We start from the raw sequence: 17,802 nt of genomic DNA, 5'->3' as shown, positions 1-17,802 counted from the left end.
TTTAAAAGAGCGTTTAGATATGGTAGAATGGACATGAGACATGGCGGAGACCTCCTAATGGTGTTTTGTGGTGAATCTATCATAACAGAGATCTCCGTTTATGTCTTTTTTTATATGTCCGAATTCATTATACAATCAACCCCGCAGAAAAAATGAAAAAATAAAGGAAGTCTTATGGTGAAAAAAATATGTTCCTGGATCATTGGCGTCATCCTTACCGTCTTGGTCCTCTTCATCGGTGTGTTTTCCTTTTGGTATTTCGGTTCGACCAACTATCATCTGACCGGTGTGCCTGTCTTGAACTATCACCAGGTAAATAATAAGTTCAATACAGTCCTGACCATGAAGCCTGCCGATTTTGAACAACAGATAAAGTACCTTCATGACAACGACTACCATGCTATTACCTTGGAACAGTTCGACGCCTATATGCGGGGCGAAGGCGACCTGCCCGACCGGCCGGTCCTCATTACCTTTGATGACGGCTACGTCGACAATTATGAAGACGCCTATCCCATCTTGAAGAAGTATCACATGAGGGGGACGATCTTCCTCATCATCAACCTCGTGGGAACGCCGGGCTATCTGACTTGGGACCAGGTTCATGAAATGGCGGCTGACGGCATGGAATTCGGATCCCATACGATGAGTCATAAGCCCTTGACCAGCTTTGACCGCCAGGGCGCACGGTATGAGCTGCAGGCCTCTAAAGCCGCCATCGAAAAGGCGACGGGCAAGCCTTGTGAGTTCATCGCCTTCCCGGAAGGGAAGTATAATGATATGGTCATGGAGGAAACGAAAGAAGCCGGATACCGCTATGCCTTTACGGTTAATACGGGCCGCGATTTTCCCTGGGACGACCCTTATGACCTCGACCGCGTCCCGCTGTTTGAGGGACCTATCAGTTTCAACCATTTCCGGTTCCGCCTGACCTTCAGTGCCTTTAGTGCTCTTTTGTGGAAGAGCCACCAATATTTCAGCCATATCGAAATCACCAAAGATTTGGCCCAGCACATTCCCGAACCATAGTAGGAACCTTCTTTGACAATGAAACCCCGGTTTCAGGTACATCCTGGAACCGGGGTTTTTGTCTGTGTCGTCTACAGTCTGCCCGTAAGGACGGCATCCTTTAGGCGTCTTACGTTGTCTGTATCGTATTCGATTTGTTCTGACCAGCGGCGGAGGGCTTCCGGAAGATCGCCCGAGGCGGTTGCCGTAAGGGCGATAAAATCCGTATTGCGGGCTGCATAGCAGGCAAGGGTTTCTATGGGGGAATCGGCAAAGGTTTCCAGCTGACGATAAAAGATATAATCGTATATCCGCTGGTATAAGACCTTGTCACGTGTGATGGATGCCTGTACGGTTTCTCTTTCCGGCCGCTTCGTTTTTAGTGCCATAAGCGCTGCTGTCCAAGCCTCGTCGATAGGTTCGGTTTCAGAAAAAATAGCTAAGAGACGTTCGCTGGCGCTTTCTGATGGGTTGGGCTCATAAATCAGGAGGTCTTTTGGCAGGTCGCAGCCAATATCCTGTAAGAGGCTGCCCAAGGTCCGAAGCGTCGACGGGTCCTCACTGTCAAAGAAATAAAGGGGAGCACGTTCTTTTAGCAGCAGTTCGCAGGCCGCTTCACAGGCAAGGCCCAGGCCGCCGAGTTGGTACTCTTGGCCGGCATCGTCGGTAAGCCATTCAAAGAAGCGGGGATGGAGGCGGCAGATATCGCAGAGGATGGTGTCGCCACCTTCTAAGATGAGCCGGCAGAGTCCGTCCGTACGAAGGAAGGGACAGGTCTCGTCTTCGGTCAGGACGAAGTGCCAAGCATCAGGGCCTTCTTCGATATGGTGTCGGATGGCCTCGCCTAACGGACCTTGGAGATCCTGGTAGTACGCGGCGGTGGTGTCGTCGATGTCGATTTCCCAGCCTTTGCAGCAGGTATGGCGGCAGTCGCCGGCCTTACAGCGGAAATGGGGATAAAAATCAGGAATAATCAAAAGAAGGCGTCCTTTCTAGGTGACAGGGAGACAAAAAAAGGAGCTGCCGTAACAGCTCCTTTTTTGAAAGCTAGAATTCATATGTCGTTCCCGGATCTACGACCTGTACAGGAATGTTGTACTTCGTTTCCGTCAGTTTTTTGTATTCCTGCGGGTCGGCTTCGATGATCGGCCAGGTCTTGTAATGGATGGGGATGACGAAATGGGGCTGCACCCATAAGGCTGCCAGGGCCGCATCCTCCATGCCCATGGTGAAGTTGTCGCCAATGGGCAGGACGGCGCAATCGATTTGACCGAAGCGATCGAGAATTTTCATATCTGAGAAGAGGCCCGTGTCGCCGGCAAAATAGACGCGTTTGCCGCCGAATTCGACGATGACACCACAGGCCAGTCCGCCTGCAATGCCCGAGCCGTGAAAGGCCGGAGTCAGCCGCACCTTGCCGAAGGGGAAGGAAGCGCTGCCGCCAACGTGCATGGCATGAGCCTTACAGCCTGCATCAGCCGCTTTGTTTGCGATTTCTGCCGTGCTGATAATCGTTGCGTCATTTGCTTTGGCAATGGCTTCAGCATCGCCGTAGTGGTCGCCGTGACCGTGGGTGATGATGATGTATTGACAGGCAATATCAGTAGGACAGATGTCTGTCCAAGGATTATCGGTAATGAACGGATCAAAGAGAATCGTCGTAACGTCATCAGAAAGGGTGAATGCGGAATGACCATAGTAGTTAAATTTCATGATAGCCTCTGCTCCTAAAGACGAATCAGTCTTTTTCTGTACTGTTCAAGCTCCATTTCTTCCATTCTTCGAGCCAATCCTTGACGTGTTTCTGCGGGAGCGAGCCACAGAAGGTGTTCTTCAAGGTCTTGCGGAGTTCGTCTTCTTTGGCGCCGAGAGGATAGACGTCTTTATATTCGTCATAGACGTTCCAGAAGTCGCGCATATGCAGGTTGGCATAGGTTTCGCCATAGATTTTGAAACAGGTATCGCATAAGGTGATGAAGACGGCTTCGTCGTTGTGCTGGTTGGCGTCGTCGAGGAAACAGCAGCGGGTGTAGAGATGCATTTTGCTGCCGAAGAGCTGACGCAGGTAGTCATAGACTTCGGAAACCATCTGGGGCTGCAGCTGCAGCAATCTACAGCCGGGAGCGAAATACATAGGGTACTGAGCAATGTTGTCAAAATTGTCCATAAAAAGACACCTCTTTCTAAAAAATTTACAGAAAAACTGTATTTCTATTAAACAATAACTATTATTCATAAGTGTACCATAAAAAAGTCATAAACGCAATGTTCCTCTTGTACTTCCTGTATAAATCCTGTACAATATCCATTGGAGAGTGATATAACATGCATATCGTAATGGTAGAGCCGGAAATTCCCGGCAATACGGGCAACGTCGCCCGGTTGTGTGCAGCCAATCATATTTCACTGCACTTGGTAAAGCCTCTAGGGTTTTCCATTGATGATAAGCACTTAAAACGGGCAGGACTCGATTACTGGTCCCTCGTCGACGTCCGGGTCCATGAAAATTTTCAGGAAGTCCTGGATACATATAAGGAGCATCGCTTTTTTTATTTAACGACGAAATCGGAACAGTGTTACGCCGATATCCAGTTCCAAGAAGACGACTTTCTCGTATTCGGCAAGGAAACAAAAGGCCTTCCGGAAGACCTGTTAAAGGCCAATCCTGAACGCTGTTTCCGGGTTCCCATGGTAGAAGACGCACGGAGTCTCAACCTGTCGAATACCGTCGCCATCGTATCCTATGAAGCTATGCGTCAGCTCGGTTTCCCGGGCTTGGCCAAGAGCGGCATTGGCATTAAGAATCTTCGATAGTCAAGGCCCTCTATTTTTAGAATAATGAGGTGTAAAACGTGGAAATTTATGATAAGGCTCATGAATTGGCCGGTGTCATTCAGGATTGTGAAGAATATAAGGCCCTTCTCGCTGCCGGTGAGAAGCTTAACAGCGACGAAAAGACCAAGAAGCTGGTCCGTGATTTTCTGATGCTCCAGGCACAGCTCGCCTATGCCCAGTCGATGGGAGATAAACCGATCCGCAAGAAAATCGAACTGTTGAATCAGAAAGCCGAATTGGTGAAACGAAATGAAACGGCTGTAGAATATTTGACCCATTACAACAAATGGCAGGGTATGGCCGGTGAAGTATTTCAGATTATTCAAAATGCAATGGCAGAAGGAATGAGCATCCTTGATTAATAAATATGCACTGACGACTTTTGTCTCAGAATTAAGTAAATCCATTCCCACAGGACGGATTCTGCTGAACGAACCGATGAGCGAACATACGACTTTTGCCGTCGGCGGTCCGGCAGATGTATTAGTGCTGCCCGAATCGGTTAAGGAAATGTCTTTGGCCATCCGGGCTGCTCGGCGATTAGATTTGGTTGTCACTGTTCTCGGCGGCGGGTCCAACGTCCTTGTCCGCGACGGCGGCATCCGCGGCGTCGTCATTCAGCTGCAGTCCTTGAAAAAGACCTTGGCCTGCCATGACCGTAAAATTTTGGCCAGTGCCGGATACATGTTAAAGGACGTCTGCCAGTTCGCTCAGGAAAATGGCCTGACAGGGATGGAATTTGCCTGCGGCATTCCGGGAACCCTCGGTGGGGCCGTATTCATGAACGCCGGCGCTTACGACGGCGAAATGAGCCATGTTGTGTCGCGGGTACGCGTCGTAGACCGCAAAGGCAGCGTCCGTACCTATGAAGCACCGGACTTCGGCTTTTCTTATCGCCAAAGCCGATTCCAGAAGTCTCAGGAATTCGTCGTCGAAGTCGAATTGACCCTGCGCAGCGGCAAGGGCGACGAAATCCAGGCCAAGATGGACGATCTCATGCATCGCCGCCGCAGCAAGCAGCCCCTCGAGATGCACAGTGCCGGCAGTACCTTTAAGCGGCCGCCGGGATATTTTGCCGGGACCCTCATCGACCAGACCGGCTTAAAAGGCCTGTCCTGCGGCGATGCCCAAGTATCGACGAAACATGCCGGTTTCGTCGTCAATACGGGGCATGCCTCGGCCAAGGACGTCCTCAACGTCATCCATGAAGTGCAGGCTCGGGTCGAACAGGCCCATGGCGTCCATTTGGAAACAGAAGTCCGTATCATCGGGGAAGATTAAGCAGTCATCCGTGGTTTGTTTGAAAAATGTATATGGAAAGGCAGTTTACCCTCAGTTGTCATGTCCCTTTCGGTGGCATAACGGTTGGCGGGAGGCTGCCTTTTTGTGCTTTTTTTAGGCCGGTTTCCGAAAGGGGAATCAAATCGTCTTATGTTGTATGAGCATGAATAAAATGTTATTATAATATTATAAAGACGGGGTGCGGGGAAATCTATGAAAAAGGCAGGTTAGTACCATGGATAAGATGGCTGTGTGGAAGCAAATGATCGATATCATAAAAACGGATGTAACGCCGGCGACGGGTTGTACCGAGCCGATTGCACTGGCTTACGCGGCGGCGGTCGCTGCCCGTGAACTTGGTGAACCGGTGCGCTTTATCGACGGACTGGTGTCAGCCAATTTGATGAAAAACGGCATGGGCGTCACCGTGCCGGGAACGGGCATGCCGGGCCTTGCCATTGCGGCTGCTGTCGGCGCCCTCGGCGGCGATGCCGATGCCGGTCTTCAGGTGCTGCAGCATCTGACGCCGGACGTCGTGACTCTCGGGAAAAAATACGTCGCTGACGGTAAGATCACCGTTTCCGTCAAAGACAATACGCCTCATGTGCTCTATGCCGAAGCCGTTGTATATGGTGAAAACCATCGGGTACAGGTCATCATCGTCGACGACCACACGAATATCGTTTATATCGAAAAAGACGGTCGGCCGATTCTGGATGAACGCGTCGAGGCCGGCAGCGAAGAAGATCCCAAGATTGCCTTCCTCAATGGCCTGACGTTGGCCGATATCGTCGATTTTGCTGAACGCGTACCCTATGGGGATATCGCTTTCTTGATAGAAGCGGAACGCCTCAACGACCACTTGTCGAAAGAAGGCCTCACGGGGATGTACGGTCTCAAGGTAGGTTACAGTCTGCAGCAAATGATTAAAAAAGGTCTCTTGGCCGACGACTTGATGCAGGCCATCCGCATCCGCTCCGTTGCCGCCTCCGACGCGCGGATGGGCGGGGCTGCTTTTCCGGCTATGACCAATTCCGGATCGGGAAATCAGGGCATTGCTGCAACTGAACCGGTCACGGTCGTGGCTGACTTTTTAAAAGTCGATGAAGAAAAAAGAGTCCGTGCCCTGGCCTTGTCCAGTATGGTTGCCATCTATGCCCACAGTTTCCTACCTAAACTCTCGGCCTTCTGTGCGACCGTTACGGCTGCTATGGGAGCTGCTGCCGCCATGGCCTGGCTGTTAGCCGACGACGACCCCTTAGGCGCTATTGAAAAGACCATAGCGACCATGTCAGGTTCTGTTGTCGGCATGGTCTGTGACGGCGCTGCCAACAGCTGCGGCATGAAGGTCCTGGCCTCGGTTACCAGTGCTTATGAAGCGGTCCTCTTAGCCCTCAGCGACGTGCGGGTGGCCGGATCTGACGGTCTTGTCGCTAATTCGGCGGATGAATGTCTCAGAAATGTCGGCTTCTTGGCGACGAAGGGGATGCAGCAGACCGACGATGAAGTCCTGGAAATCATGCTCCACAAGAATCAAGCATAAGAAATAAATCTACTTCAAACAGCACGAAAGGCGAGATTAGAACGGCCTTTCGTGCTGTTTTGCTTTTCTTAATTAAAATTTGGGTAAAGATGTAAAATTAATGCCGGCGCCTTGAAAACATGGACAATTTTTTCTATTCGTGCTATACTAACCTAGTTTATAACTATGTTGTTATATGAGAGAGAGGATATTAGATGGAACGCACAGATATTAGAAACATTGCCATTATCGCTCACGTTGACCATGGTAAGACGACTCTCGTCGATGCCATGCTTAAACAGAGCCATGTTTTCCGTTCGAATGAAAAGGTAGAAGAACGGGTCATGGACTCGGGAGACATCGAACGTGAACGAGGCATTACAATCTTATCCAAAAATACATCGGTCATGCATGAAGGCGTCAAGATCAACATCGTCGACACGCCGGGGCATGCTGACTTTGGCGGCGAAGTTGAACGCGTACTGAATATGGTTGACGGCGTACTTTTGCTGGTCGACGCTTTTGAAGGCCCCATGCCGCAGACGAAATACGTTTTGCGAAAGGCTTTGGAACAGCAATTGAAGCCGATCGTCGTCATCAATAAGATCGACAAACCCGGTGCCCGCGTATCGGAAGTCGAAGACGAAGTCTTGGAACTGTTCATGGAACTCGACGCCAGTGACGAACAGCTCGATTTCCCGGTTGTCTACGCCAACGGCCGTGACGGCATTGCCAAAACGTCTATGGATGAAGAAAGCGACAACCTCGAACCCTTGTTCAATACGATCATTAAATACTGCCCGGCTCCTAAGGGCGATCTCGAAGGCCCGCTCCAGTTCATGGTTACGACCCTCGACTACGACGACTATGTCGGTAAAATCGCCATCGGCCGTATCGTCCGCGGCAAGATGCGTGCCAACCAGAACGTCGTCGTCACTGACGGCGAAAGCCAGCGCAAGGCTAAGATCGGCCGCGTTTACACCTATGAAGGCTTGAAGCGCGTCGAACAGGAAGAAGCCGGCATGGGCGAAATTGCCTGCATCGTCGGTATTTCCGACCTCAAGATCGGTGAAACCGTCACCGACCCGCAGAATCCGGAAGCCTTGCCGCGCATCGACATCGACGAACCGACCTTGTCCATGATTTTCTACGTCAACGACAGCCCCTTCGCCGGCCAGGAAGGGGAATACGTCACCAGCCGTCACCTTCGCGACCGCTTGTTCCGCGAAATCCAGACCAACGTATCCCTCCGCGTCGAAGAAACGGACAGCGCCGATGCCTTTAAAGTATCGGGCCGTGGTGAACTCCACATCGCTGTCCTTATCGAAGAAATGCGCCGTCAGGGCTACGAACTCCAGATCGGTAAGCCCAGCGTCATTACGAAAGAAATCAACGGCCAGCGCTGCGAACCGCTGGAAGCGCTCACTATCGACGTTCCGCCTGAATTCATGGGCGCTGTCATGGAAAAACTCGGTACCCGTAAAGCGGAAATGGTCAATATGACCGACATTTCCGGCTACACCCGCCTGGAATTCATCATTCCGGCCCGCGGCCTCATCGGCTTCCGCAGTGAATTCCTGACGGCTACCAAGGGCAACGGCATCATGTACCATGTCTTCCAGGGCTATGCTCCTTGGAAGGGCGACATCCCGGGCCGTACGCGCGGCAGCTTAGTCGCCTTCGAATCGGGCACGACGACGGGCTACGGTATCTTCAACCTCCAGGACCGCGGCACGATGTTCATTAAGCCGGGCGAAGAAATCTACCTCGGCCAGGTCGTCGGTGAAAGCAACCGCGACGTCGACATCGATGTCAACCCCTGCAAGAAGAAGCACTTGACCAACACCCGTTCTTCGGCATCGGACGAAGCCCTGCGCTTGACGCCGCCCCAGGATATGGGCCTTGAAAAATCTTTGGAATGGATCAATGACGACGAACTCGTCGAAGTTACGCCGCAGAGCATCCGTATCCGCAAAGCTATCCTCGACAAACACGACCGCAAAAAGGCTATGCGCCGCGGCCAGTAATACAGCCTATGAAGAGAAGGTTTGCTGCACTTGCAGTAAGCCTTCTTTTTTCTTGACTTTGAGCATGCTCTAAGGCGTATAATGAAAAAGAACCGTTTAAGGTCATTTATGGTAGGAGGTAAGGTTATGGAAAAATCAAAAGTGTATTTTACCGATTTTCGTTGTCATCCGGGAACGAACAATTTACAGAAGCTGCAGAAACTCTGTAAGAAGGCCGGCATCGGAAATATCAACTTTGAAGGCAAATTCGTTGCTATCAAACTCCATTTCGGGGAACTGGGCTGTTTGGCATCCCTGCGTCCGCAGTACGTCAAAGCCGTTGCTGACGTCGTTAAAGAATTGGGCGGTCGTCCTTTCTTGACGGACTGCAACACCCTCTATCCGGGCAGTCGTAAACATGCCCTGGAACATATGGACTGTGCCAACCTCAATGGTTATAACACGGTGACGACAGGCTGTCAGATCATCATTGGAGACGGTCTCCGCGGTACAGATGAAGTTGAAATCCCCGTTAAAAACGGCGAATACGTCGAAACGGCTAAAATCGGCCGGGCCATTATGGATGCCGACGTCTTCATCAGCCTGGCTCACTTCAAAGGTCATGAATCGACGGGCTTTGGCGGTGCCATTAAAAATATCGGCATGGGCTGCGGCAGCCGTGCCGGTAAGATGGAACAACATTCGTCAGGCAAACCCGTTGTCGACGAAAGCCTGTGCCGCAACTGTCATCGCTGCGCCAAAGAATGCGGCTCGGATGCCATCATCTATGAAAACAATGTAGCTCATATCGTCCAGGAACTGTGCAAGGGCTGCGGTCGCTGCATCGGTGCCTGTGCCTTTGACGCCATCCAGACTGTCGAATGGGACGCCAATGAAAAACTCGACCGCAAAATGGCCGAATATGCTCAGGCTGTCTGTCAGGATCGTCCGTGCTTCCATATCAACATGGTCATGGACATTTCTCCGAACTGTGACTGTCATGCTGAAAACGACGCCCCCATTCTGCCGAATATCGGCATGTTTGCGTCCTTTGACCCGGTAGCCCTCGACCAGGCCTGTGTCGATGCCTGTCAGAAGGCGACGCCCATGGCCAACAGCCAGCTGTCCGATCATTTAGCTCAGCCCGATTGGCATCACCACCACGATCATTTCCTCGACAGCAATCCCAACGTCGACTGGAAGACGACCTTGGAACATGCGGAAAAAATCGGTTTGGGTACGCGGGAATACGAATTAGTTACCGTTCATTAAGTACACATAACCTGTCTCCCCAGGTACTTTGCCCCTATAAGTCACGCCGGCTTATAGGGGCTTTTTCGGCCCACGGGACCGCTTTATGACGCGGGGCAAAAGGCACATCTGGTAGGAAAGGAGGCCCTTCCTTTTTTCTTGCCACAGGATACTGATATATGCTATCATGTAATGTAAACCTAAATTACGATTTTATAAAAATGGAGAGACATACATGGATTTTCAGCGCAATCAATTTTATCATATTATATCCTACGGCTGTCAGGCCAATGTGTCGGACAGTGAGCACTACGCAGGCCAGTTGGAAGCCTTAGGCTACCACCATACGGAAGACCTCGACATGGCCGACGTCATCTTGGTCAACACCTGCTGCGTCCGGGAAACGGCGGAAGATAAGACCTTGGGGAAAATCGGGGAATTCAAGCATTTGAAGGCCAAGAATCCCGATCTCATCATCGCCATCACCGGCTGCATGGCTCAGGAATGGCAGGATAAGCTCTTTAAAAGGGCACCCCATATCGATTTGGTCATTGGGACCCACAACATTCACAAGCTCATCGAACTCATTGAAAAGCGGAACAGCAAAAAGGCTCACTACATGGAAGCCGATATGAGTCTGCCGGCCTTTCACGACATGCCGGTCAAGCGCTTTCAGAATTTCTTTGCCTGGATTCCCATCATGAACGGCTGCAATAAGTTCTGTACCTACTGCATCGTTCCTTACGTCCGGGGCCGTGAAGTGAGCCGTCCCATTGATGCCATCGTCGAAGAAATCAAGAAAGTTGCTGCCGAAGGCTATAAGGAAATCACCCTTCTCGGCCAGAATGTCAATTCCTACGGTCTCGATTTAAAGGACGGCACGGACTTTTCCAAACTCGTGAAGGCTGTCGACGCCATTGACGGCATCGAGCGGGTCCGCTACATGACAAGTCACCCCAAGGACATGACCTTTGCCATGATCGACGCCATTGCCGAAAGCCAAAAAATCGTCAATCACATGCATCTGCCCATTCAGTGCGGGTCCGATGAACTCTTAAAGAAGATGAACCGCGGCTATACGACGGAACATTATTTAGAACTTGTCGACTACGCCAGAAAGCGCATGCCCGATTTGGTCCTGACGACGGATATCATCGTCGGCTTCCCGGGAGAAACGGAAGCCATGTTCCAGGATACGCTGGACCTTTTAAAACGCGTCCAGTATGATATGGCCTATACCTTCATCTATTCGCCGCGGACGGGAACGCCGGCAGCGACGATGGAAGGCCAAATCCCGCAGGACGAAAAGAGCCGCCGCCTGCAGCGTCTGATGGATGTCCAAAACGTATACAGCTTGCAGAAAAATAAAGAAATGGAGAATCAGGTCTACGACGTCATCGTCGAAGGTCCGACGAAGAACGATGCCGATCATTGGTTTGGTCGGACGACGGGCAATAAGATGATCATCTGGGAAAATGACGGAACTGTTGCCATCGGCGATACCGTCCCCGTGGCTGTCGATAAAGGTCAGACATGGGTTCTCAAAGGCCACTTAGTACACTAAGGAAGGTGAGACTTTGGCAGGAAAAAAATTAACGCCCATGATGGAGCAGTACATGGAAGTCAAAGAGCAGTGCCAGGATAAGATCCTCTTTTTCCGCCTCGGCGACTTCTATGAGATGTTTTTTGACGATGCCTTGACGGTGTCGCGCGAACTCGATTTGACATTGACCGGCCGGGCCGGCGGCAATAAGGAAAAAGTCCCTATGTGCGGCGTCCCCTTTCATTCGGCCGATACCTATATCGAGCGCTTGGTCCATAAAGGGTATAAGGTTGCGATTTGTGAACAAATTGAAGATCCCAAATTGGCCAAGGGCCTCGTCAAGCGGAAAATCATCAAGGTCATCACGCCGGGGACGATTACCCTGGAAAATGCCGTAGCTTCAAAACAGAATAACTATATCGGCTGCCTCACGGCAAGTGACGGCATCATTTCCATGGCCCTAACGGATGTTACGACCGGTGAGTGCCTATGGGCCGACTGCGCTGCCTCCGAGATGGGCGACGTTTTATTTGACATCCTTGCCGTCTACGAGCCGAGTGAACTGATTTACGCCAATATGGGCGAGTATATGAAAACGGTACAGCACTACCTGAAGGGACACCTGAGTCAGTGCACGGTGACGGCCTTTGCCGTCGATGACAGCGTCGATTATAAGGAACAAGCCAAGTCGTATTTTGAGGCCGAAGCCTTTGCCGCCGCATCGCGGGCCGGAACCTGCATCGGCATCCTCCTGAACTATGTCAGGGATGTCATGCAGTCCGATATTTCGCATATCAATTCGCTGGAACATATCGATAATGAACGGCGCCTGGTCATCGACGCTGCCAGCCTGCGCCATTTGGAAGTTACCCAGAACGTCCGCGACGGCGGTCGCCGGGGCACCCTCCTCGACGTCCTCGACAAGACCAATACGGCTATGGGCGGAAGGCTTCTTCGCAAGTGGCTTGAAGCGCCGCTCATCCGCATCGCTGATATTACGCGTCGCCAAGATGCCGTAGAAGACTTGGTCCTCCATGAAATCATGCGCCAGGATCTCTCTGACGTCCTCGATCGGATTTACGACTTCGAACGCATTTTGACGCGCATCGAAACGGGGACGGCGACGCCGAAGGACATGGTTGCCCTGCGCGAATCCTTGGCCGTTATTCCTCAACTGAAAGACGTCTTGAAAGGGGCTGAAGCCGACTTGCTGCACAGCCTGAATGATCGCCTTAAGACCCATGATGACGTCTACGACCTCTTATGCCGGGGCATTAAGGATGAACCGGGCTTGGTCATCCGCAACGGCGGCGTCATCCGCGACGGCTTTTCGCCGGATCTCGACGAAATCCGCTCCATTGCCGCTAACAGCCATGCCTTTTTGCAGCAGCTCGAAGAAGAAGAAAAAGAAAAGACCGGCATCAAGCTGAAAATCGGCTATACGAAGGTCTTTGGCTATTATTTTGAAATCTCTCATTCCAATACCAAACCGATTCCCGACTACTACGTGCGCAAGCAGACCTTGGTCAACGCCGAACGCTATATTACGCCGGAGCTGAAGGAATTTGAAATAAAGGCTCTGACCAGTCAGGAACGGATGCTGGAATTAGAATATAAATTGTTCGGCGACATTCGCCGCCAAATCCAGGCCCATATCCCGGCCATGCAGGAAACGGCCCGAGCCATTGCCCGCGTCGACTGCCTGTACAGTTTGGCGGCGACCGCCTACGATAACCGCTACGTCCGGCCATCCCTCAATACGAAATCCGCCATTCGCATCAAAGACGGCCGCCATCCCATTGTCGAGCGGTATTTGAAAGATGAATTGTTCGTCCCTAACGACGTCAACTTAAATCATGACGACCATGAAATTCTGGTCATAACCGGACCCAACATGGCCGGGAAATCGACGTATATGCGCCAGGTAGCCGTACTGGTCCTCATGGCTCAGGCCGGGTCCTTCATTCCGGCCAAAGAAGCCTCTATCTGCCCGGTAGACCGCATCTTTACCCGTATCGGCGCCAGCGACGACATCTTGACCGGCCAGAGTACCTTCATGGTGGAAATGAAGGAAGTCTCTTATATCTTAAAACATGCCACCTCCCGAAGCCTGCTCATCCTCGATGAAATCGGCAGGGGAACGAGTACCTTCGACGGCATGTCCATCGCCCGGGCTGTCATCGAATACTGCCTGAAAAACGTCCACGGCCTGACCTTGTTTGCTACGCATTATCACGAGCTCATCGCCATGGCCGACGACTCGCCGAAGATTAAAAACTATACCGTCGCCGTTAAGGAACGGGGCAAGCACATCAAGTTCCTGCGGCGCATCGTTCCCGGCGGGGCCGACCGCAGTTACGGCCTTCACGTCGCTCGTTTGGCAGGGCTGCCGGAAAGCCTTTTAAAACGAGCGGACGTCATTCTTGAAGAGTTGGAAAAAGAAGGGGGCGGAACGATGCCGGCTCAAAGGCCGGTCGTTCAAGAGCCCTCCCCCATGGGAGACAGCCTCTTTTCCAGCCCGGTCATCGACAAGCTCCTCGGTGTCGATGTGAGCAGCATGACGCCTATTGAAGCGATTTCTTTCTTATATAGTCTGCAAAAAGATGCTAAAGAAGGAAGTGGGATCCATTGAGTTCAATCATTCATGTCTTAGATGAAGCAACACGCAATAAAATCGCTGCCGGTGAAGTCGTCGAACGGCCGGCGTCGTGCATCAAAGAGCTCGTCGAAAATGCCATTGATGCCGGAGCCTCTTCCGTTGAGGTAGAAATTGCCGACGGCGGCCAGTCTTATATGCGGGTCACTGACGACGGCTGCGGCATGAGTGCCGAAGATGCTAAAAAATGTATCATCCGCCACGGGACGAGTAAAATCAGTTCCGTCGAAGATATCTTTGCCATTACGTCCTTAGGCTTTCGCGGCGAAGCCGTACCCAGCATCGCTGCCGTGTCGCACATGCAGATCACGACTCGTCAGGAAGGGGATGACTTTGCAACGCACCTCCTACTCGACGGCGGCGTCATTACGTCGGAAGACCAAGCCGGAGCTCCGGTGGGGACGACGATGGAGGTAAGCGACCTCTTTTATAATACGCCGGCCCGACGGAAGTTCTTAAAGAGTGAACGGACGGAAAGCTCCAAGATTTCGGAAATGGTCACCAAACTGGCCTTAGCCAATCCGTCTATTGCCTTTACCTTTACCAATAACGGCCGAACGACGATGAAGACCGGCGGTACCGGTGACTTGCGAGAAACGATTGCCAATATCTACGGTGCTCAAGTGGCTCGAGAAGTCTTTGCCATTAAGGGCGAGCAGGACGGCATTACCCTCGAAGGCTATGTGGGAAAGCCATCGGTCTTAAAGAGCAACCGCGGCTGGCAGACGTGCATCGTCAATCAGCGAATCGTCCATAACCCCTTGATGTTCAAGGCCATTGACAACGCCTATCACGCCATGCTGCCAAAATCGGGCTATCCCTTTGCCATGCTCCATCTTCGCGTCGACCCGGCGGCCATTGACGTCAACGTTCATCCGGCTAAGACGGAAATCAAGTTTTCCGATGAACAGGCCGTTTACCGGGCCATCTACCGCAGCATTGTAACGGCTCTGGTTGAGCAGGAAAAGCCGGAAGACATGGCCAAGACGATTGAACCGCCGTCAGAAGAAAAGACAATGGGACTTCCGGCCGTCGAAGAGATACGCATTGCGCCGTCTCATCCGGCATCGACTGAAAAGTCCTCTTCTCCCGTGTCGGCAGTTCCTCAGCCTGCGGCACTGTTTACCGTCGACAAAGCGATTGCTTCGGAAAAAACGGATTCCCTGCGGGAAGAACCGAGCCCGGCCCGCTCCTTTACCGGCCGCCCTGCTTCTTCGATTCCCCGTCAGGAGCGGACTTATGAACCGCCGACTCGAACCGGTGACAGCAGTCGCCTCTTTTCAGAGGCCCTGGCTCAGCACGGACAAGGTGGCAGTGCGATGGAAGCCGCTGCATCAGATGCAGGGGAAGATGCGCCGAAAATCGTCTTTGAAGGCGATGACGACGTCTTTATCCCCCTCGGCGTCGTAGCTGACTGCTTCATCGTCGCCAAGAAAGGGCAGGATCTGTACATCGTCGATCAGCATGCAGCCCACGAACGGATTCGTTACGACACCTTCTGCCGCCGCGTCGAACGGATGCCGAGTCAACAGCTGCTGACGCCGGAATTCATTGAAGTCGACGGCGACGATATGACCCTCCTCTTGGAGCGGCAGAACATCTTTTCCGACTTGGGATATGCCTACTCTGAAGCCGGGCCGTCGACACTTCGTATAGAAGAAGTTCCCTGCGATCTGCAGAGCAGCGACATTGCAGATTCATTGAAGGATATCTGCCAACTCCTCCACGACCAGAAAGAGCCCGATAAGGCCATGGTCCGCCATCGCTCCCTGGCGTATCTCTCGTGTCACGGTGCTGTAAAGGCCGGCGACCAACTTAATATCCGCCAGATGAAGCAGCTCTTGGACGATCTCTTCCACACGGAAAAACCTTACGTCTGCCCTCACGGCCGACCGATTATCATACGCTTTACGCCGAAAGAATTGGCCCATCTCTTTAAACGGACATGAGGACGAATATCTACGTCGTGCCTTCCTTAAAGGCCAAAGAAAAATTGCAGGATGAGGGAAGGGCCTGGGCTGAAGCAATGGGCTTTTCCTTTGTGCCTCGGCGCAAGCGGACCATCTCCGATTTGATGAAGGACTATGGAGAAAATTTCCTCGTCTACTCGTCTCGGGGACCTCAAATCGATCGCCCCGAAGGCAGCCATTTTTTCAGCCTCAATATGGCTGAACTGCGGATTCAGCACCTTCGCAAGGGGCAGCCGGATCATTTGCTGACGGCCCTTCAGGGAGGGACTCCGGGGGATGTGCCCTTGTCGGTCCTGGACTGCACCTGCGGCTTTGGCGCCGACTCCATTGTCGCCTCCTTTGGACTGCCCGAAGGATCGATTTTTCACGCCTTAGAGGTGTCGCCGCTTCTTTCGGCTGTGACGTCCTGGGGTTTTTCCTGCTTCGTCCACGATAAGGATGACGTCACGGCGGCCTTGCGCCGCATTTCGCTGCATTGCGGCGATTATCGTCACTATCTCGAAGCAGACGGCGGGCCTTTTTATGACGTCCTCTACTTCGACCCCATGTTCCGGCGCCCCGTCGAAGGGAGCTGCCAGTTCCAGCCCGTGCGGGCCATCATGGATCACGGCAGTCTCACGTCGGACCTCATTGAGCGGGCCCTTCAGAAGGCACGGCGCCGGGTCGTCATTAAAGAACGGGACTTTCGTCAATTGTGTCGGGATTTCCCGACGGCGACATTGTATGGCGGCAAATACAGTCACATTGGCTATGCCGTATTGGAGTGTGAATCATGGAAAAAGTAATTGCCATCATCGGCCCGACGGCGGTGGGAAAGACAGCCCTCAGCTTTTCCCTGGCCGATCACTACGGGACCGACCTCATTTCCGGCGATGCCTATCAAATTTATCGCCACATGGATATCGGCACGGCCAAGCCAACGGCCGATGAACTGACCCGGTACCGCCATTATTTAATCGATATCGCCGACCCTGATGAGCCGTATTCGGCTGCTAAATTCTGCTGCATGGCAGGTGAGGCTATTACCAAAATCAATGGGGAGGAGAAGATTCCCATCCTCGTCGGCGGCACGGGCCTTTACGTCCAGTCCCTCCTCGAAGGCTACGACTTTCAGGCCTCGCGGATGACGGAAGCCGATAAACGGCGAGCTCAGGCCAAGTTAGAAGGGCTCGATGAGGAAACCCTCAAAGACTATATCCGAAAAGAAACGGATTGGGAGCCGCCGGACTGGCACGAACTCTTGTCCAACACCCACCGCTTGACGCGGCTGGTCAGCGCTGTCGAACAGGGCGAGGGAAAATCCTTCGTCCGCCAGGGCAAGGCCCGTGATCTCGTCTATGACGCCTATGTCATCGGCCTTCGCCTGCCTCGGGAAGTTTTGTACGCCCGTATCGAAGAACGAGTCGACATCATGATAGAAGGCGGTTGGATTGACGAAGTCCGCCATCTCCTGAACCTTGGTTTTTCCCTTGACTCTCAGGCCATGAAGGCTATCGGCTATCAGGAATTGGGCCGATACGTACAGGGTGCGATGCCTCTTGACGAGGCCGTCCGTCAAATCAAGGCAAGGACGAGGCATTTTGCCAAGCGCCAGCTGACTTGGTTTAAGCGGATGCCTTATATTCACTGGTATGATAAGGATCACTATGATAACGAACAAGGATTGATAGCCGCTGTTTTGGAGGATATCGATTTTTAGCTTATAGATAGAAAGGAATCAACTACATTGT

General features: G+C 52.3%; 15 protein-coding genes. 12 read left to right on the top strand and 3 right to left on the bottom strand.

Annotated elements, in window-relative coordinates:
* Positions 1 to 174: 174 nt before the first annotated feature.
* A complete protein-coding gene (locus UCI88_RS01835) occupies positions 175 to 1,029 on the top strand; it encodes a polysaccharide deacetylase family protein (RefSeq protein WP_225069692.1) in 855 nt (284 codons plus the stop codon).
* A gap of 71 nt (positions 1,030 to 1,100) precedes the next feature.
* Here UCI88_RS01835 and fliB read toward each other — a convergent pair whose 3' ends face one another.
* From fliB to UCI88_RS01820, 3 genes are all read right to left on the bottom strand, one after another.
* Positions 1,101 to 1,985, bottom strand: a complete 885-nt coding sequence (gene fliB, locus UCI88_RS01830; RefSeq protein WP_256179944.1) for a flagellin lysine-N-methylase — start codon at positions 1,983 to 1,985, stop codon at positions 1,101 to 1,103.
* Between the two features lie 70 nt (positions 1,986 to 2,055).
* A complete protein-coding gene (locus UCI88_RS01825) occupies positions 2,056 to 2,721 on the bottom strand; it encodes a metal-dependent hydrolase (protein WP_044504133.1) in 666 nt (221 codons plus the stop codon).
* 25 nt (positions 2,722 to 2,746) lie between these two features.
* Positions 2,747 to 3,175 carry a hypothetical protein gene (locus UCI88_RS01820; protein WP_065360853.1) on the bottom strand — a complete coding sequence of 143 codons (429 nt, stop codon included), beginning with the start codon at positions 3,173 to 3,175 and terminating at the stop codon, positions 2,747 to 2,749.
* A 158-nt stretch (positions 3,176 to 3,333) separates the two neighbouring features.
* Between UCI88_RS01820 and trmL the strand changes: the two genes are divergently transcribed.
* The 11 genes from trmL (at position 3,334) to miaA (ending at position 17,771) form a co-directional block, all read left to right on the top strand.
* Positions 3,334 to 3,822, top strand: a complete 489-nt coding sequence (gene trmL, locus UCI88_RS01815; protein ID WP_065360854.1) for a tRNA (uridine(34)/cytosine(34)/5-carboxymethylaminomethyluridine(34)-2'-O)-methyltransferase TrmL — start codon at positions 3,334 to 3,336, stop codon at positions 3,820 to 3,822.
* Positions 3,823 to 3,860: 38 nt separating this feature from the next.
* On the top strand, positions 3,861 to 4,205 hold the full coding sequence (locus UCI88_RS01810; RefSeq protein ID WP_044504130.1) for a YlbF/YmcA family competence regulator: 345 nt from the start codon (positions 3,861 to 3,863) through the stop codon (positions 4,203 to 4,205).
* Positions 4,198 to 5,124 carry a UDP-N-acetylmuramate dehydrogenase gene (murB, locus tag UCI88_RS01805; RefSeq protein ID WP_044504129.1) on the top strand — a complete coding sequence of 309 codons (927 nt, stop codon included), beginning with the start codon at positions 4,198 to 4,200 and terminating at the stop codon, positions 5,122 to 5,124. Before UCI88_RS01810 ends, murB begins: the two co-directional genes overlap by 8 nt.
* 235 nt (positions 5,125 to 5,359) lie before the next feature.
* On the top strand, positions 5,360 to 6,667 hold the full coding sequence (locus tag UCI88_RS01800; protein ID WP_044504128.1) for an L-cysteine desulfidase family protein: 1,308 nt from the start codon (positions 5,360 to 5,362) through the stop codon (positions 6,665 to 6,667).
* Positions 6,668 to 6,861: 194 nt separating this feature from the next.
* Positions 6,862 to 8,673 (top strand): translational GTPase TypA, encoded by a 1,812-nt coding sequence (gene typA, locus UCI88_RS01795; RefSeq protein WP_044504127.1) that lies wholly within the window; start codon positions 6,862 to 6,864, stop codon positions 8,671 to 8,673.
* A 126-nt stretch (positions 8,674 to 8,799) separates the two neighbouring features.
* Positions 8,800 to 9,924, top strand: coding sequence for a DUF362 domain-containing protein (locus UCI88_RS01790; protein WP_065360555.1), 1,125 nt, complete (start codon positions 8,800 to 8,802; stop codon positions 9,922 to 9,924).
* A gap of 214 nt (positions 9,925 to 10,138) precedes the next feature.
* On the top strand, positions 10,139 to 11,467 hold the full coding sequence (gene miaB / locus UCI88_RS01785; protein ID WP_256179947.1) for a tRNA (N6-isopentenyl adenosine(37)-C2)-methylthiotransferase MiaB: 1,329 nt from the start codon (positions 10,139 to 10,141) through the stop codon (positions 11,465 to 11,467).
* 37 nt (positions 11,468 to 11,504) lie between these two features.
* The gene (mutS, locus tag UCI88_RS01780) at positions 11,505 to 14,078 is read left to right on the top strand and encodes a DNA mismatch repair protein MutS (protein ID WP_044504863.1); all 2,574 of its coding nucleotides are present in this window, start codon (positions 11,505 to 11,507) and stop codon (positions 14,076 to 14,078) included.
* Positions 14,075 to 16,051 (top strand): DNA mismatch repair endonuclease MutL, encoded by a 1,977-nt coding sequence (gene mutL, locus UCI88_RS01775; RefSeq protein ID WP_256179948.1) that lies wholly within the window; start codon positions 14,075 to 14,077, stop codon positions 16,049 to 16,051. The genes mutS and mutL overlap by 4 nt, the downstream gene beginning before the upstream one ends.
* A complete protein-coding gene (locus UCI88_RS01770) occupies positions 16,048 to 16,857 on the top strand; it encodes a class I SAM-dependent methyltransferase (RefSeq protein ID WP_302357454.1) in 810 nt (269 codons plus the stop codon). The genes mutL and UCI88_RS01770 overlap by 4 nt, the downstream gene beginning before the upstream one ends.
* The gene (miaA, locus tag UCI88_RS01765) at positions 16,845 to 17,771 is read left to right on the top strand and encodes a tRNA (adenosine(37)-N6)-dimethylallyltransferase MiaA (RefSeq protein ID WP_044504122.1); all 927 of its coding nucleotides are present in this window, start codon (positions 16,845 to 16,847) and stop codon (positions 17,769 to 17,771) included. Before UCI88_RS01770 ends, miaA begins: the two co-directional genes overlap by 13 nt.
* The last annotated feature ends 31 nt before the right edge of the window (positions 17,772 to 17,802 follow it).

The sequence above is a fragment of the Megasphaera massiliensis genome (assembly GCF_036305205.1).
Taxonomy (GTDB): Bacteria; Bacillota; Negativicutes; order Veillonellales; family Megasphaeraceae; genus Megasphaera; species Megasphaera massiliensis.
This window is presented reverse-complemented; position numbering and strand designations above follow the sequence as displayed.

Bases quoted from the DNA above. Each gene is read 5' to 3' on its own strand.
- UCI88_RS01835 (WP_225069692.1), top strand. From the start codon at position 175: ATGGTGAAAAAAATATGTTCCTGGATCATTGGCGTCATCCTTACCGTC.
- UCI88_RS01825 (WP_044504133.1), bottom strand. From the start codon at position 2,721: ATGAAATTTAACTACTATGGTCATTCCGCATTCACCCTTTCTGATGAC.
- UCI88_RS01820 (WP_065360853.1), bottom strand. From the start codon at position 3,175: ATGGACAATTTTGACAACATTGCTCAGTACCCTATGTATTTCGCTCCC.
- trmL (WP_065360854.1), top strand. From the start codon at position 3,334: ATGCATATCGTAATGGTAGAGCCGGAAATTCCCGGCAATACGGGCAAC.
- UCI88_RS01800 (WP_044504128.1), top strand. From the start codon at position 5,360: ATGGATAAGATGGCTGTGTGGAAGCAAATGATCGATATCATAAAAACG.
- typA (WP_044504127.1), top strand. From the start codon at position 6,862: ATGGAACGCACAGATATTAGAAACATTGCCATTATCGCTCACGTTGAC.
- UCI88_RS01790 (WP_065360555.1), top strand. From the start codon at position 8,800: ATGGAAAAATCAAAAGTGTATTTTACCGATTTTCGTTGTCATCCGGGA.
- miaB (WP_256179947.1), top strand. From the start codon at position 10,139: ATGGATTTTCAGCGCAATCAATTTTATCATATTATATCCTACGGCTGT.
- mutS (WP_044504863.1), top strand. From the start codon at position 11,505: ATGATGGAGCAGTACATGGAAGTCAAAGAGCAGTGCCAGGATAAGATC.
- UCI88_RS01770 (WP_302357454.1), top strand. From the start codon at position 16,048: ATGAGGACGAATATCTACGTCGTGCCTTCCTTAAAGGCCAAAGAAAAA.
- miaA (WP_044504122.1), top strand. From the start codon at position 16,845: ATGGAAAAAGTAATTGCCATCATCGGCCCGACGGCGGTGGGAAAGACA.